Genomic DNA, 14,827 nt, shown 5'->3' with positions numbered 1-14,827 from the left:
ATGGATTAACGGATGGTCAGGACCTCGCCCCGTGTAGCGGAGCCGGGCGTCATGTCCCACGCGCGGATGACGGGCACGAACTTGTCGGTGAGGATGCGGGTCTCGGCGATGGAGCCGTCTTCGCGTTCGGTGAATTCCCGCTGGAGCGTCTTGTCCTTGTGGGTGTCACCTTTGACGACGAGCACGCGCCCCGTCTTGGAGCGCACAACCCCCGAGATCGCGCCCGCGGCCAGGGCCAGGGCGAGATGCCAGTGGGACAAGGCACGCGCCGGTGGACGCAGCGGCTGCTGCGCGGCCCCCAGGTACGTGTCCTGCGACGGCCAGAGGCCTTGCAGCCGGCCGACTTCATCGGCGAACTGCTCCGGCTCCATCGTCACGCGGAAGAAGTGCTCCGGCTCGGCCGGACTGGCGGGGACGATGTACGGCAGGAACGGCCATTCGCTCGGCAGCTCCTCGGCTTCGACTTCACCAAGCCCGACCTGCAGCAGCAGATTGCGCACGGCCTTGAGACCATCGGGTGCCAGCTCGCGCTGACGCACCCTGCGGCCGAAGATCACCACCTGCTTGAACTGCGTCTCCACCGCTCGGTAGATCCGCAGGTCCGTGTAGTGGCGCGTCAGCCAGCCGACCAGTTCCGCGTCGAGCACATAGCTGGGGACGATGAAGACCAGCACACCGCCGTACTGCAACAGCGACAGGCTGCGCTGATAGAACAGCTTCTCGAAGCGGGCGCGGCCTTGGCCTTGATAGCCGATGTTGCCGTTGACGTCCTTGGACAGATCGCCATACGGCGGGTTGAGCCAGAGCAGCCCGAACGACTGCTTGGAGATCATCGTGTCCATGAGGTCCGCGTGCAGGCAGTGATCGACTAGGCCGCGGGCATGGCGTGCCCGTTCCGCATCGAACTCGACGGCGAACGCCTTGGCCTGCTCGCGCCCGAGGGCATGAGCGGCTTCGGTGATCGCCACGCCTTCGCCGGCGCAGGGATCGAGGATGCACATCGGGCCATCGCTGGGCATCAGTGCGTTGAGGGCTCTTTCGAGCGTGGGTTCGTCGGTCGGGTAATACCCGTTCTTGGCGAAATTGCGGGCGAGCCGCGGGAACATGAGGGCCATGGAAGTCTCCTGGTTGGCGGGGATAAAGTGCGAAAGCACGCCTTGGCGTGCTCTCGCGGGTGGGTCAAGCCGCTACCGCTTCCGGCGTCCAAATCTTGGCCGGATACGGATAGGCGGTGAGCACGTCACTGCGGATCAAGGAGCCCAGCGCCAGGGTCAGCGCCGGCACGTCGATGGCGAGCCGATGGCCTTCCAGCGGCCCGAGGGCGAACGGAAGGCGAGCCAGCATCTCGCGGGTCTGCAGCAGTTCCAGCACGGGTTCGCGCCAGTGGTCGAGCAGCGGAAGTGGGCAGGTGTCCCGTACCAGCATCCACAGGCGGTCAAGCCGATGGGCGCTGCCCTTGGGTAGCAATGCCAGTGCGCTGGCGTTGGCCTTGTCGGGCTTGACGCAGCGGCGGTCGAACAGCCACACGTTGGACAGCGAACCGAACAGCGTCCGCCGGTAGGCGCGGGTCATGCGCTTTTCCAGACGATCGACGTTGCTGACGAACACCGGGACGCTGCCGCCCTGGTCGGTGATGACGTGGAACTGGTCCAGTCCCTGTTCGTCGCGCCCGAGGGTCAGGCGAGCGAGGAACTGCTGGACGGCGGTGTCGCGCGCCCAGATCGACAGGAAGATCAGATTGCCCTGGTCATCGCCGACGCAAGCGTCGGCCATCACGTCGGAGCATTCGTCGATGTGATACAGCGTGGTGGAAGAAGTGTTTGCGGGCATGGTGGTGTCCTCGGAAGAGCGGGAACAGCACCGCCCGCTGGGGCAAGTACTGCCCCAGGGGGTGGAAGAAAGCCGCTCAGTCCGGCTCGAACTGCCGGGTGTGCGGGTTGAAGTGCAGCGCCTCATCTACCGAAGTGATTGGCGTGAAGCCCTCCAGGTAGATGTTGTTGAGGTACTGGTCGCGGTAGGTCAGTGCCTGCCGTGCCTGTTCCTCGGTGAGGCCGTTGCTGATGAAGTACTCCAGCATTTCCTCGTCGGACGAAACTTCGTCGTTGGACAAACTCCCTTCAACGAGCTTCAGCAGCGAGGGCGGGAGCGCAGCCAGGATCGAATCCATGTCGGTTCCTCCTGGCTCAGGCCATCAGCGCTGCGGTGGGTGCCGCAGGTGCCGTGGGTGTGCGCCGCCGCGCGTGGTAGGCGCGAACGCCTGCACGCCAGTCGGCGGACTGCTCTGGTGCGAGGTCCAGATAGGACAGCGGGCACGAGTAGTAGTACGGGTGCATGGACTCGTCCAGCGGCTTGTAGCCCCACTGGCCGCCGCTGCGTTCGAGCAGATCGCAACGGATGTAGCGCAGGGATTGACCCGGCGCCAGATGACGATGCACGCCTTCGACCTTGGCCGTCACTTCCGCGACGGACCAGAGGACGTTGCCGCGCAGCGCGTGGGCGATGACCTTGACGCTGGCGCGCTCGGTCTCCTGCGGTGCGATCAGTTCCGCGATCAGTTCAGACCGCGATTGGGGGGAGAAATACCAGCCCATGAAAGGCCTCCTAAAGAATCGAGCCGGAGGCCTCCCCGTGGGGGCGAGCCCCCAGCGGGTGATGGAATGCCGCGCGTGCGGCGATGGAGTCCGGTGCGGGCTAGGAACCGCAACCGGCTGGGCAGTAGCCCAGTTCGATGCCATGGGAGCAGTAGCCGTTTGCAGCGTTCCACTCCTGGGTTTCCTGCCGTTCGGCAGGCGTTGCGTAGTCCCATTCCTGGGTCGCGATTTCCAGGGCCTGAGCCCGCTGGCTTTCCGGCAACCGACTGGCTTGCGCGTCGATCTCCGAACTGAAAAGCGTGACCCAGTGATCCCAGGACAGGCCGCAACCACGCTGGGCGTGCTCGGCGGCCGTCTTGCAGACAGCGCGCCACGTGGGTTCGTCCAGCGTGGAATGAGGCGCATCGCAAGCGATGGTGGACATGATGGAGACCTCCAGAAGAAAGCCGGAGCCTCCCCCGCATGGGAAGGAACCCCGGCGGGTGGATGTAGAACACCGCGGATGCGGCGTCTGCGATCACGCAGGTTGCAGTTCGGCCTGGCGGCTCCACTCCTGCGTCTTGAAGTCCAGCGCGTAGCCCAGTTCACCCAAGCGGGCGATCTGCGCGCGCAGGGTGCGGCGGTCGATGGTCGAATCCAGTTTCACGGACTCTCCCAGCGGCCAGAGCAGCCCGAATAGCGCGGCGTCGCCATCTTCGGTGCTGCCGAGGGCAGCAGCCGCAGCGGGCGGCGGGGCATCCACACCAAAAGGCGTGGTATCGATCAGCGGGTCCGCGGACGCCTGCACGGATGCGGGCTTGGCGGGTCTGGATGCCTTGGCGGGCTTGGTCGGCGTTGCCGCAGGCTGCGTGCCCAGTTCTTCATCGAGCGGATCGACTTCCTGGGTGGTGAAGCTGCGTGCCTCGTCACGGCTCAGTTTGTCGATGCCGTTGAGCGTCATCCCGTCCAGGTTGGCACGGATCTCGAACCGCATGCCGTCGCCGACGGGATAGGACTTCGGGAAGATGTAGCGGATGACGAACTCCCCGTCGTACTTGCCTTCGGGGTACTGCTCCAGCTCCGCATCCTTCACCGCGAACTTGCCGATGGGGGTGACAAGTCGGCCGACGTTGAAAGGGCCGTTTCTTCCGCGGATCGTGCGCAACGTGAGTTGGCCTGGGACGGTGATGGGCGAACCCGATTGCTCGGGCGCCGATGTGACTGCCATGATGGTTCTCCTTGGGGAATAGGAAAAAGGCAAGGCCCCGTGAGGGGCCATGCCTGATCAGAACGAAGCAGCCAATGCCGGCTCCTGCTCTTCGACCTCACCTGCGGGCTCGCGCTCGGCGGGCTCGACAGGCTGGTCGGCAGCGGTGTCGGCGGCAACCTCGGCTTCGGGCGCGGGTGCGTCCTCGGCTTGCGGCGCCTCGGCTTGCGCCTGGCTCGTCGGATAGACCTGGGTGCCGTCGATCTTGATGAGACCGATGTGGACCAGTGTCGATTCCAGGCTCGCTCCCGGTTCCCCGGCGCGCTCGCCCTTGGTGCGGATGTACGGATCGATCTTCATGTCGTTCAGACGGAAGGCGATCAACACCTTGCGGTCCCCTTCGATGGCCTGCACGCACCGGCGAACCAGGTGCTCGGCTTCAGGGGTGGCGACGATGGTGTCGAAGTACCGATATTCCGGTTCACCGACAGGTCCGGCCAGCGCCGCGACGCAGCACGACAGGAACGGATCGCCATCCTTGGGGGAGACGTCCTTCGGACGGCTGAGGTAGCCGATGCCGCGGGTGATCAGCTCGTGCTGCTTGATCGAAGCCAGTTCGGCCCGGTCAAGCGGCTCGGCCTTCAGCAGTCGCGCCTTCAGAGACGCGGCGGCTTGGCCCTTGTGCTCACCCTTGTCGCGGATGTACGCATCGCCCCAGAGGTCGCCGAGGCGGAAGCGCACCAGCGGCCGCTGCTTGGGATCGTCAACGCCGATGTAGCGCTCGACCAGTTTCTTGGCCTCGGCACCCGAGACCTTGACGTCGAAGTAGCGGTAGCTAGGGTCCTTGGCGGAACCGATCAGTGCGGCGATGGTGCATGCCAGGAAGGGCTGCGCACGGCGGCCGCCCCGGACGGGAACCTCGCGGGCACGCTGGATGTAGCCGATGCCCGAGGTGTGGAGGTCGAAATACGATTTCTCGTTGGACGTGGTGCTCATGGTGAATCTCCATTGGGATGAAGCGGAGACACACCGGCCCCACGCATGCGGGGAAAGGTGCGTAACCCCGCGGTGGGTTGATAAGGCGAAAGCATCCGCCACCAGGACTGGTGGCCGCTCGCGGATGGATGCGGTGCGAGCTGGCTCGGTCACGCAGTCGGAACTGCGCGGCAACCTCGAAGACCAATGGTTGCCTGGCATGTCGCTGACAACGTCAGCAGGCATGGGGACAGCATGTCCGGAGCTCGCGCACGCGGCAGCAATCAATCGGAATCTGGGGCTATCCCTATTCGTCATCGCCGCAGAAGCAGGCGATCGACTCATCGGCAATGTCGAACAGGTCACCCTGGTCGGCGGTAGAGCGCTAGGTCGGCATAACTGGAGTCGTCGGCACCGAAGAGTGCACCACAGGGCTTGCTGGCCAAAGTTAGCAATTCCAAGAGTGCCGAACGAGTGGCGTACCACGACATGCTGATGACGTTGGTGGTAGCGGGCTACAATCCTTCGGATCACGACTTGTGGCGGCACCTGGACGTCGCTTCGCGTCCGCTGGCCAGTGAGGTGCCAACACTGACGGACTACCTGCTGCGCAGGGATGCCGAGGATTCGGAGCAACTGCCCAGCTTCGTCGAAAGGTTGCAACGACCCAGGAGGCAGGTGCCCGACAAGGAGTAGACCGCCTGTTTACATTTCCAGCAGTAGATCGGCCAAGGCCTGCGGATGGCTGATCATCGCATCATGCGGGGCATCCAGTTCCAGATAGTTCCAGCCGTCGTTCCTGGCCCGTGAGACGGAGCGTGCGAGAAGCTCACCGGGCGCCTGGCTGCAACGGACATAGGTCTTGCGGCAGCCGGACAACGGGCTTTGCAGGCGGATGGATTCAAAGTAAGTCTGTGCGGGTTGGCCCCTCAGCCGCATGTCCACCCATGCTTGGTCGGCCGGGGAGATGCCGAACTGCGCGGCGGGCAAGGGAGGGATCCGCCAGTCAGGATCGGCGGCCATGGCACTGGCGTAGCGGTCGATGAGATGAGGGGCGTGATCGAGCAACTTCTCTCCGTCGACGGGAAGGAACGCGTCGAGCAGCACCAGATGGTCGATCCTTTCTCCCAGGCGTGATGCAGCGGCGCAAGCCGGGAATCCGGCATAGCTGTGGCCGACCAGCGTGATCGATCCGAGGTTCCCGGCATGGGCCAGGATGTCGTCGACGTGGTGGCTCAGCCCGAAGCGTCCCGGGGTGCCATCCAGGCCGCTCAGCGTCGGTGTCACCACGCGCCGTCCCGCTGCAGCCAGCAGTGGGGCCACGCGTTCCCAGCACCAGTCGCCGTGCCAGGCGCCATGCACGAGGAGAAGGTCGCTCGCATGGGGGGATCGCGTCATTGCGTGGCCTGGCTGGACAGCAGGGGATACAACGACAGCACGAGCAGGATGGCCATCGCGATGTTGAAGATGCGCAAATGGCGCCTGTCCATCAGCCAACGACGCAGCGTCGTGCCGAAGGCCGCCCAGACGGCAACGCTCGGCGCATTGACGAGGGCATAGAGCGCGGCGATGACGATCACCGCCAGCACGCCGCCCTCGGCGGGTGCGTAGGTGGCAATGGCCCCGATGGCCATGATCCATGCCTTGGGATTGACCCATTGGAAGGCGGCAGCCTTCCAGAAGCCGAATGGCCGGCCGGGCGCGGAGGTCTCCTGCAGCGGCTGGGCCGTGGCGATCTGCCAGGCGAGCCAGAGCAGGTAGACCGCACCGACCACGCGCAGGGTGGTGTACAGGGAGGGATAGGCGAGGAACAGGCGTCCGAGCCCCGCCCCCACGCCGAACACCATCGCCGCGAAGCCGATGCTGATGCCGAGGATGTGTGGCACGCTGCGGACAAACCCATGGTTGAGCCCCGACGCGAGCAGCATGGTGTTGTTGGGGCCCGGCGTGATGGAAGTCACGAACGCATAGGTCATGAAGGCAAGGAGCAAGTCTGGTCGCATGGACGTATGGGCATCGCAGTAGCGGGAAAGGAAGGGAAAGCGAGGTCGATCGCGGTGGGCCGGATCACGGCACGCCGATGCAATGCGTGATGAACGCATTGCGCTGTCCGATGCGCCTGTAGTAGCCGTCCACTGCCTCCAGGCGAGGGTGTTCGAATGGCGTCTGGTACCAGCGATGCACGGACAGCCCAATGGCGATGTCCGCCAGGCTGAACGTGTCGCCCGCGGCGTAGGCACCCGTCTCCACCAGCCGGCCGTCCAGCACACGCATGAACCGGTGCCAGGCTTCCAGGGACCGCTGAACCTCGGCGGGATCCGCGTGCTCCGGCGAGCGTCTGGCCAGCGCCATGAAAGCGTAGCTCCACGCACGGTTGAGGTCGGACGCCTGCCAGTCCAGCCACTGGTCGACGCGGGCGCGCGCCATGGCGTCCTGGGGGTACAGCGCTGCACCGCCATGGCGATTGGCGAGGTAGCGCAGGATCGTGTTCGACTCCCACAGCACGAAATCGCCGTCGATCAGCACGGGCACCATCGCGTTCGGATTGAGCGCCCTGAAGGCGTCCTCGGTCACGTCACGAAAGCCGCTGCCCCAGTCTTCCTGCTGGAACGGCAGGCCAAGCTCGGCACATGTCCACAGGACCTTGCGGACGTTGATGGAGGATCGCTTTCCGAGGATCTTGAGCATGTGTCGCTCCGGTGGCGCTTGTGGGAGTGATGGTCTTCGATGTGTCGAGGAGTCAGGTCTGGTGCACTTCACGCGGCCATGAGTTCGTCGCGGCGCTGGATGATGCGCGACACGAGCCCGTAGGAAACCGCTTCCTCGGCCGGCATCCACAGGTCGCGCTCGATGTCCTTCAGTACGCGTTCGAGGGGCTGTCCGGTCTCTCGGGCAATGACCTGGGCAATGCGCTCCCGGGCCTTGATGATTTCCTTGGCCTGGATCGCGATGTCGCTTGCGGGTCCGCCGGCCCCGCCGCTCGGCTGGTGGATCAGGAAACGCGTCTGTGGCAGGCAGAAGCGCCGCTCGCGTGGCGCCCCCAGGTAGAGATGGGTGGCCGCGCTGCCGACCCACCCCGTGCCCACCATGTTGACGGGCGAGGAAACGAAGCGCACGACATCATGGATCGCATCGCCCGATTCGAGGTGGCCTCCCGGTGAGGAGACGATCATGGTGATTGGCGCACTGGACTCCGCGTCCAGTGCCAGGAGCTTGCGCACGGTCTCCGAGGCCAGCGCATCCGTCACGGTCCCGAACACGAGTACCGTGCGTGCGCGAAAGGCTTTTTCTTCGAGAAAGGTGCTGGCGCCTCCTGGTTGGGCGACTGGTTGAGAGTCTGTATTGCCAACAATAAACATGGATTTGAACTCCTGCATCTGTTCCAAGGCATCCAATCTCAACGCGGTGAGACGCCGCAGTAAAGCTCAAGCGCGACTTGCAATCGCTTCCTAGAGCGGCTTGCAATCGCCGTCGCCACCAGACCACCGACAAGCGATAAATGCGTCAAACTCCAGTACATGGCATTGACACCCCCGGGGCGCTGGAACACGCCGAATTGATGCGCAAACAGAATGGTCAGCATCGAAAACGCGGCCAACATAGCGGAGCCCAACCAAAGAGCCCTGTCCAGGAGTATCAGTGCCGCACCGCTGGTCAGCACTGTGGCCGTTGCGACATTGAAGAGCCATGCAGGCTCCAAACCGGCGGCTCGCATTCCGAGTAGACCGCCCCGAAAATCGACCAGTCTGGTTAGCCCCAGGAAAATAAACACGGTGGACAAGAATATGCGGGCGGTAACCCAAAGCCCCCGGCTATCCAATGCAAGCCCGATGCGTTCACGCATGTACTTCACTCCAGATCCATGGAGCCATGGCTCCTGAGAAACGGCACAACGAGCAATTGCACGCGCGTGCAGGAAAGTGTGCTCGACCGACGTTTCACACTATAAGCGCCAAATACCAGTACAATCAAAAAATTGTCATGGATACATCGCAAGATGCCAATTGCACGTTACAAGCGGTTAGTCGACAAGTTTTCTGCAGAGATTCGCTCGGGGCAGTTGCCGCCGGGTACACGCTTGCCTACACATCGGAAGTTGGCTGCAAAAGAGAAGATCGCGCTGGTAACCGCTAGCCGCGTCTACGCCGAGTTGGAGGAAATGGGGCTGGCCATAGGCGAAGCCGGGCGCGGTACCTTCGTGCGGGAGATCGCGCTCCCGGCGGGTCTCGGCATGGATCAGCAGGCGATCGCAGCGGACATGGTTGACCTGAACTTCAACTACCCCACCTTGCAGGGCCAAACAGAGCTACTACGTGTCGCACTGCGGCAACTGGCAAACGCTGGTGATTTGGACGCGTTTCTGCGTTGTCATCCGCATGGTGGCCGGCTGCACGAGCGAGCGGTCTTCGCGAACTATTTGGCGCTATCGGGCGTGGTGGTGGCACCAGAGCAGGTACTGGTGGTCAATGGTGCTCAGCATGGCCTGGCCGTGGTCGTTATGGCGTTGCTGCAGCCTGGCGATGTAGTGGCCATAGATGCGCTGACCTATCCAGGCTTCAAGGCTTTGGCAGACCAATGCAGACTGGATCTCGCCGCGCTCCCTGTTTCAAGCCTTGGGCCTGACTTGGACGAATTGGAGAGGTTGTGCAAGAAAAGACCGGTACGCGCGCTCTACTCGATGCCAACTATCCACAATCCCCTAGGATGGGTACAGGATATCGAAAGTCGCACACGTTTAGTGGGACTCGCTCGGAAATATGATTTTATCCTCATTGAGGATGCTCCCTACGCCTTCCTTGAGTCGGATCCACCTGCGCCGCTGGCGGCTTTGGCGCCCGAGCGATGTGTTCATATAACGGCCTTGTCCAAGAGTGTGGCGGCCGGCTTGCGCGTTGGCCTGGTGGCATCCCCAGAAAACTGGATTCCCCGACTCGAACGCGCAATCCGAGCAACGATCTGGAACACGCCTGCAGCGATGACTGCCCTGGCCTGCGCATGGTTGACAGATGGCACTGTGGACAGATTGGTTGCCGAAAAACGCGAGGATGCCAGGATTCGACAATCCTTGGCAGCAGAGGCACTCGGCGACTTGAATCCAGTCAGCCATCCCGCCTCGTACTTCCTGTGGCTGCCATTGGCCGAAGACGTTCGTGCCGAGTCGGTCGCCATGTCACTTCTCGAACGACGGATCTCGGTATCGACCGCCGAGCCATTCTCCGTGGGACAGCACGTTCCCCATGCTTTACGCATCGCATTGGGATCTGTTGACCTTGCCACACTGAAGCATGCTCTAAGCATTGTGCGGGAGGTCGTGAAATTTGCCTGAATCGATCTCATGCTTAAGTAGCTCGAGAGGCCGATCAGATGAAAGGCAAGACTCGGCCTCGGCATCCGAGGCCTTAACGTCGAACTAGCGGTAGGTCGGCGGGCGAGCCGATGCGGCGGGCCATGGCAGCCGGAAACGAATACGCGCGCGGCGAAGATCGCAGTGCGGAAAAAAGGAAGCCCCCAAGAAGGGGGCCGTTAGGGGGTGATGGGAGTCATTGCGCTACACCGATGGCATCACCTCCAACGACAGGTGTGTCGTGGTGGCGGACAGCATCAGATCGTCCGTGCCGTGCAGGATGCGTGCGAAGACGCGTTCCTTCGGGTCGAAGAATTCGCCGAAGTCGTCGCCACCCAGCTCGGCGCGCGCCAGCTCCCACCAGTCGTCAAACGGGTCGGTATCCGGGTTGCAGCCGACGGCATAGGCCAGCAGCTTCACGCGACCATCGGGACGGCGCTCTCCCTGCTCGGCGAGGAAGTACACGCCCTGGTCCTTGGCAAGGACGACGCGGCATTGGTTGGCAACGGCCTCGGCCAGCACGGGGCGCATGTCGGAACCTTTGAATCGCAGTGACATGGTTGATCTCCTGAAGAAAAAGGCCCTCCACCCGAATGGATGGAAGGCCTATGGGGGCAAGTCGCCGGTAGGCTGAGATCAGCCGTAGCGCCGCCTGGTTGCCTTGGCGTCGATGACGCTCACGTCGATCAGGCGCCAGTGCCCGTCGTCGATAAGCCGCTCCAGCACTTCACCGAGCATGTCGAAATACACCTCGTCGTGCCGATCGACCAGTTCGCCGTCGCGGCGCAGCTCCACCACGTAGGTGTCGCCGCCGCGGTCGTAGAGGATCGTCACCTGGCCCTCGAACTTCGCGGTCGAAACCGCGAAGCTGATCGCCGGGGGCGTCTCGATGATCTTGGACGGCTTCGGATCGACCCAGGTGAAGTCGCGAGCGCCCGCATCGACCAGCATGTGGGTGATGCGCCGGAACCCGTCGGGAGCCGGCATTTCCTCCAACTGCTGGATGAGCTGCCCCAGTTCCATGCACTGCGGCTCGGGGATGGGCAGCTTGGCAGGCGCGGAGCCGAGGATGTGCCTGGTGATGGTGTAGGGAACACCGTCCGCGGTCTTCTCGGTGATCACTTCCGGGGTGTCCGCGCGCAGGCCGTCGAAGCGGCGGCGGGCATACGGTTGGACATGCACCTTGGCGCCTTCGCTGGGAACGGTGGTCACCAGGTGGGGATCGAGCACCGCGAACTCGCTGGGCTTGAGCTTGACGACGATGGCGTCATCGTTGGCCGCGACCACCTTGCCGTCGAAGGGCTGGGGGTCTATGGCGAAGCCCAGCGTCGAGGACTGCGGCTGATCATCGAACACGCGGTACTTGAACGACCGCACGTTGCGGGGCACATGGCCTGCGACAAGCGAAGGCATCATGGATTTGATGAGGGAACGGTCCATGGGAATCTCCTTGAGGAAGAACAAGGGATTCCCCGCCCGCAAGGGAGAGGTCCCTTGTGGGTGGATGGACGCGGTGCATCCGTAGGAAGAAACGACCAGCGCGGTTTCCCGTGCTTGCAGCCTCGAAGGTCTCGGCTGCCTGGGCATGTGTCGGCAACGCCGACGAACATGGGGGCAAGGATGGCCCTGGGCCGGGCTACCCGCCCGCATGAAACGGCACTGCGTCGCACCCGTTTTCCTGCGCTGCGGGCAAGAAAAAGCCCCTCGAAAGGGGCTAGTCGGGTCAGGCTTCGTACACGAAATAGTGCTCGCGCTGACGCGGGAAGAAGACATGCTTCCACGTGTCGCCGCTGGTGTTGCCACCGTCGAAGACGACCATTTCGTAGTCGTCAATGTCGGTGTCCACTAGGGCGGCGCTGGCGATGTGGCGCATGTGCAGCGTGCCGTGCGTGCGCTCGAATAGCAGGATCTGGCCGATGGCGTCGTCCTGGCTCATGGCGTTGACGCAGGCTCCAAGCTGGTGCTCGAAATCGGCTGCGGGCGAGATGAGGTCGGGGAACATGAGGTTGCTCCTATGAAAATGGACCAGCCCGGCTCCTGGGGGAGACGGGCTGGCATGGGGGGACAAAGAGGAAGGACGGCGCGTCGCGCGGCTGCTAGGACTCGGCCAGCGGCAGGCCCAGCAGCGCGGGTGCATCGGCATCGAGGATGAGGATGCGCACATCGGCCTGGCCAGCCAGTTCAAGGATGTTCGCCAGGTCGTCCGGCATGCCCTTGCTCCGGTGCTCCTGCCGAAGCTGCTCGGCGGTGATGCCCTCGGCGTGCTCCAGGTTCTGGTCCGTCCAGGGCGTGGAGATCAGCTTGACGCCGATCGCCGGGCTATACGGCACCCGGAAGGCGATGAACAGCATGGCCTCCGGCGTGGCGAGGTCCGCCAGGTTGGCGAGGTAGTGCCAGGTATCGATCGTGATGTGCTCACGGCTGATTTCCCAGGCCCGGCTGAAATACCCGGTCTCGAAACTCAGGCGCTGCACGGTTTCCCGCGCGGCCTCGGCCGAATAGGTATCACCGACATGGACGGGGCGGCCGTCGAAGTCTTCGCCATGAATGGCATAGACCACGGCACCGACTACGCCCTCGTCGCTGCTGCCTTCACCGGCATCGCATTCGGCAAGCACCTCGGCGCTCACGGCTTCGCGGCCATTGCTGACCACGGCGAAATCGCTGGCGACGAAGCAGGACGATGAAACCAGTTCCTCGTCGGAGAGGTGTTGCTGGCTCGCGTGGATGTTGCGCCAGACATGCGGGCTTCCGTCCTCGTAGCTGATGCACAGCGTGCGGACGATTTTCAGATTCCAGTAGCCGCGAAGAAAGGGATTAGGTTTCTGAGACATGGGAACTCTCCAGATTGAATAATGGAGCCAATTCCCGCCACCGGGAACTGGACCCGGTGGGTTGAAAATTGAAAATCCGTCAGGAAACGCTGACCTTGGCGGTGTCAGCACTGCGCTGGACGACGGGAAATGAATCGAGGGACATGGCCTCGTGGGCGCATGTCCCTCGTGGGGCGTGAACGGAATCGCGGTGATGTGCCGGAGAGCGGCTCACCAGCCGTTGTAGTTCACCAGCAGGTCGGCGATGATCTTGCGGCGTTGCAGATCGAGACCGTCGAAATCCGACAGTCCGTGGAAGTGGCAGCGCTTGAGCATGGCACCGCCCTCGCGCGCGTTGTAGAAGCTGACCATGGCGGACAGGAACATGCGTTCCTCGCTGCTCAGGACGCCGAGGGCATCGTTGAGCCGCAGCATGTTGGGACGCAGATCCCACTTGCTCTTGGCCTGGTTCAGACCTTCACGGGTGCCGTCGCCGAACCATTCGGGGCCAGCGATCTCGACGCCGCGCTTCCATGCCTCGAAAAAGGCTTGGGGCGCGGCAGCGAAATGCTGCTCTTCCCGCATGATTTGATCGACGACTTCCCGTGGCAGTAGCTGGTTCATGACGTGATTCCTCCAGTTGGATCAGGGAATGGCGAGCTGGGACCAGCCGCCTCTTTCGAGGGCACGTTGAGCCGCGGCGTAGCTGCGGAAGTACTCGCGTGATTCCCGCGAAACGGGACCTTCGGTATCGCGCGTGCCGATGTAGTGACCGGCGGCGCTTTGCAGGACTTCGAGCGGCAGGAACTTGCCGCAGTAGGTCGAGGCCAATTGGCCGAAAGAGGCTTGCTGGGACATGGACGGGCTCCTTGGGAAAAAGCGGGGCCTCGTCCCTCACGGGATGGCAGCTCCCGCACGCGGTTGATAAAAAGCATCGACGTCACGGAGACGCGCGTCCGCAGACCTGATGCGATGCGGACTGGTGGGCAACGCGGGAGAGACCCGCGGCAGCCTGAAACCCTGGCTGCTGGCATGTGCTGACGAATCAGCGAACATGCGGGCAGCTTCGTGCGCGGGCCGTGCCGCGTCAGTTGGAAAACGGCATCCGGCGCAGTCCCGATTGATGCGCGCAGAAAAAAAGAAGCCCCGCATCGAGTGTGGGGCTGTCAGGAAGGTGCGTCGGTACTGGATCAGTCGGGCTTGTCGCCCAGGACATGCTGCTTCCACAGGTCGAATGCCTGCTCGGGCGCAAGCTCGGCGAGGATGACGATGGGCTGGGCCTGCCTGGCGCGCAGCGAAGCGAAGTACGCTTTGCGGTCGGCGATGGCCTTGAGCTTGATGCCCTTGATGAACAGCAGTTTGCCGCCCTTGATGAACAGCACCTTGTTGCCGATGTCGCGGTTGAACGCGGCTCGCACCTTGCGTTCGGCGTGCATGGCATCGGCCAGTTCATCGACCAGGAAGTCGAGCGTCATGTCGATGTAGTGAGGGTCTTCGCCCTCCTGGCCGAGGTCGAGTGGCGCAGGCGGCAGACCCTTGGCGAAGGCCTCGGCCTGGGCCAGGAGCGCCGCCTTGCCATCGAGCGCGCGCAGGAACGTCGAGCCGCCGTGGCCGTCGTTGCGGGCCTCGGCGATGGGAGTGCCGTCGAACGCGACAGTGGCGGTGAAGCACAGCGTTTCCTCGCTGGTGAAGTCGGCCACCTTGAGGTTCTTCAGCGTGATGCGGTCTTGATTGGTGATGGTTTCCATGGGAGTCCTGAGATCGACCGGGTAGCGACATGCCCCTGACGGGACGTGGCGACCATCCCGTGGGTTGGAGAAAAGAGGCATCGATGCCCCGGTGGGCAGCGTTCGCCGGTGAGATGCCGAGGCGAACTGGCGGGTGGCGCGGGTGAAAACCGCGGCAGCCTTGACACCCT

At 63.5% G+C, this 14,827-nt stretch carries 21 protein-coding genes; 2 read left to right on the top strand and 19 right to left on the bottom strand.

Features of this window, described 5'->3' with window-relative positions:
* Positions 1–5: 5 nt before the first annotated feature.
* From C2U31_RS10175 to C2U31_RS10145, 7 genes are all read right to left on the bottom strand, one after another.
* A complete protein-coding gene (locus tag C2U31_RS10175) occupies positions 6–1,115 on the bottom strand; it encodes a DUF6094 domain-containing protein (protein ID WP_103272738.1) in 1,110 nt (369 codons plus the stop codon).
* 64 nt (positions 1,116–1,179) lie between these two features.
* Positions 1,180–1,830, bottom strand: coding sequence for a hypothetical protein (locus C2U31_RS10170; protein ID WP_103272737.1), 651 nt, complete (start codon positions 1,828–1,830; stop codon positions 1,180–1,182).
* 76 nt (positions 1,831–1,906) lie between these two features.
* Entirely contained in the window at positions 1,907–2,167 is a 261-nt protein-coding gene (locus tag C2U31_RS10165) for a hypothetical protein (protein WP_023095510.1), read from the bottom strand.
* Between the two features lie 16 nt (positions 2,168–2,183).
* A complete protein-coding gene (locus tag C2U31_RS10160) occupies positions 2,184–2,591 on the bottom strand; it encodes a hypothetical protein (RefSeq protein WP_057405073.1) in 408 nt (135 codons plus the stop codon).
* Positions 2,592–2,691: 100 nt separating this feature from the next.
* A complete protein-coding gene (locus C2U31_RS10155; protein ID WP_103272736.1) occupies positions 2,692–3,015 on the bottom strand; it encodes a hypothetical protein in 324 nt (107 codons plus the stop codon).
* A gap of 93 nt (positions 3,016–3,108) precedes the next feature.
* Positions 3,109–3,798, bottom strand: a complete 690-nt coding sequence (locus C2U31_RS10150; protein WP_103272735.1) for a DUF3275 family protein — start codon at positions 3,796–3,798, stop codon at positions 3,109–3,111.
* Between the two features lie 57 nt (positions 3,799–3,855).
* Entirely contained in the window at positions 3,856–4,773 is a 918-nt protein-coding gene (locus C2U31_RS10145; protein ID WP_103272734.1) for a DUF3577 domain-containing protein, read from the bottom strand.
* 468 nt (positions 4,774–5,241) lie between these two features.
* On the opposite strand from C2U31_RS10145, the gene C2U31_RS10130 reads away from it, so the two are divergent.
* Positions 5,242–5,448 carry a hypothetical protein gene (locus tag C2U31_RS10130; protein WP_199770981.1) on the top strand — a complete coding sequence of 69 codons (207 nt, stop codon included), beginning with the start codon at positions 5,242–5,244 and terminating at the stop codon, positions 5,446–5,448.
* Positions 5,449–5,457: 9 nt separating this feature from the next.
* On the opposite strand, the gene C2U31_RS10125 is transcribed toward C2U31_RS10130, so the two are convergent.
* The 5 genes from C2U31_RS10125 to C2U31_RS10105 form a co-directional block, all read right to left on the bottom strand.
* The gene (locus tag C2U31_RS10125) at positions 5,458–6,150 is read right to left on the bottom strand and encodes an alpha/beta fold hydrolase (RefSeq protein WP_103272733.1); all 693 of its coding nucleotides are present in this window, start codon (positions 6,148–6,150) and stop codon (positions 5,458–5,460) included.
* On the bottom strand, positions 6,147–6,755 hold the full coding sequence (locus C2U31_RS10120; RefSeq protein ID WP_103272732.1) for a LysE family translocator: 609 nt from the start codon (positions 6,753–6,755) through the stop codon (positions 6,147–6,149). Before C2U31_RS10120 ends, C2U31_RS10125 begins: the two co-directional genes overlap by 4 nt.
* 64 nt (positions 6,756–6,819) lie before the next feature.
* Complete coding sequence (locus C2U31_RS10115; protein WP_103272731.1) at positions 6,820–7,440, bottom strand: glutathione S-transferase family protein; 621 nt, start codon at positions 7,438–7,440, stop codon at positions 6,820–6,822.
* Between the two features lie 68 nt (positions 7,441–7,508).
* Positions 7,509–8,111: an ATP-dependent Clp protease proteolytic subunit gene (locus C2U31_RS10110; RefSeq protein ID WP_103276331.1), complete on the bottom strand. Its 603-nt coding sequence runs from the start codon at positions 8,109–8,111 to the stop codon at positions 7,509–7,511.
* A 38-nt stretch (positions 8,112–8,149) separates the two neighbouring features.
* Positions 8,150–8,596, bottom strand: a complete 447-nt coding sequence (locus C2U31_RS10105) for a DoxX family protein (protein ID WP_103272730.1) — start codon at positions 8,594–8,596, stop codon at positions 8,150–8,152.
* 153 nt (positions 8,597–8,749) lie between these two features.
* Here C2U31_RS10105 and C2U31_RS10100 point away from each other — a divergent pair, with 153 nt between their 5' ends.
* Positions 8,750–10,078, top strand: coding sequence for a PLP-dependent aminotransferase family protein (locus C2U31_RS10100; protein WP_103272729.1), 1,329 nt, complete (start codon positions 8,750–8,752; stop codon positions 10,076–10,078).
* A 222-nt stretch (positions 10,079–10,300) separates the two neighbouring features.
* Here the strand turns inward: C2U31_RS10100 and C2U31_RS10095 are convergent, their stop codons facing one another.
* The 7 genes from C2U31_RS10095 to C2U31_RS10065 form a co-directional block, all read right to left on the bottom strand.
* Positions 10,301–10,654 (bottom strand): DUF3085 domain-containing protein, encoded by a 354-nt coding sequence (locus C2U31_RS10095; protein WP_103272728.1) that lies wholly within the window; start codon positions 10,652–10,654, stop codon positions 10,301–10,303.
* Between the two features lie 78 nt (positions 10,655–10,732).
* Entirely contained in the window at positions 10,733–11,536 is an 804-nt protein-coding gene (locus tag C2U31_RS10090; RefSeq protein WP_103272727.1) for a GTPase, read from the bottom strand.
* A gap of 283 nt (positions 11,537–11,819) precedes the next feature.
* Entirely contained in the window at positions 11,820–12,098 is a 279-nt protein-coding gene (locus C2U31_RS10085) for a uridylate kinase (RefSeq protein ID WP_103272726.1), read from the bottom strand.
* A 94-nt stretch (positions 12,099–12,192) separates the two neighbouring features.
* Positions 12,193–12,930: an ABC transporter substrate-binding protein gene (locus C2U31_RS10080; RefSeq protein ID WP_103272725.1), complete on the bottom strand. Its 738-nt coding sequence runs from the start codon at positions 12,928–12,930 to the stop codon at positions 12,193–12,195.
* A 210-nt stretch (positions 12,931–13,140) separates the two neighbouring features.
* Positions 13,141–13,533 (bottom strand): hypothetical protein, encoded by a 393-nt coding sequence (locus tag C2U31_RS10075; protein WP_103272724.1) that lies wholly within the window; start codon positions 13,531–13,533, stop codon positions 13,141–13,143.
* Positions 13,534–13,554: 21 nt separating this feature from the next.
* Complete coding sequence (locus C2U31_RS10070) at positions 13,555–13,767, bottom strand: hypothetical protein (RefSeq protein WP_033465114.1); 213 nt, start codon at positions 13,765–13,767, stop codon at positions 13,555–13,557.
* A 332-nt stretch (positions 13,768–14,099) separates the two neighbouring features.
* On the bottom strand, positions 14,100–14,657 hold the full coding sequence (locus C2U31_RS10065) for a hypothetical protein (RefSeq protein WP_103272723.1): 558 nt from the start codon (positions 14,655–14,657) through the stop codon (positions 14,100–14,102).
* Positions 14,658–14,827 lie beyond the last annotated feature (170 nt).

Origin of the sequence: Achromobacter sp. AONIH1 (assembly GCF_002902905.1) — a bacterium.
Classification (GTDB): domain Bacteria; phylum Pseudomonadota; class Gammaproteobacteria; order Burkholderiales; family Burkholderiaceae_B; genus Achromobacter.
This window is presented reverse-complemented; position numbering and strand designations above follow the sequence as displayed.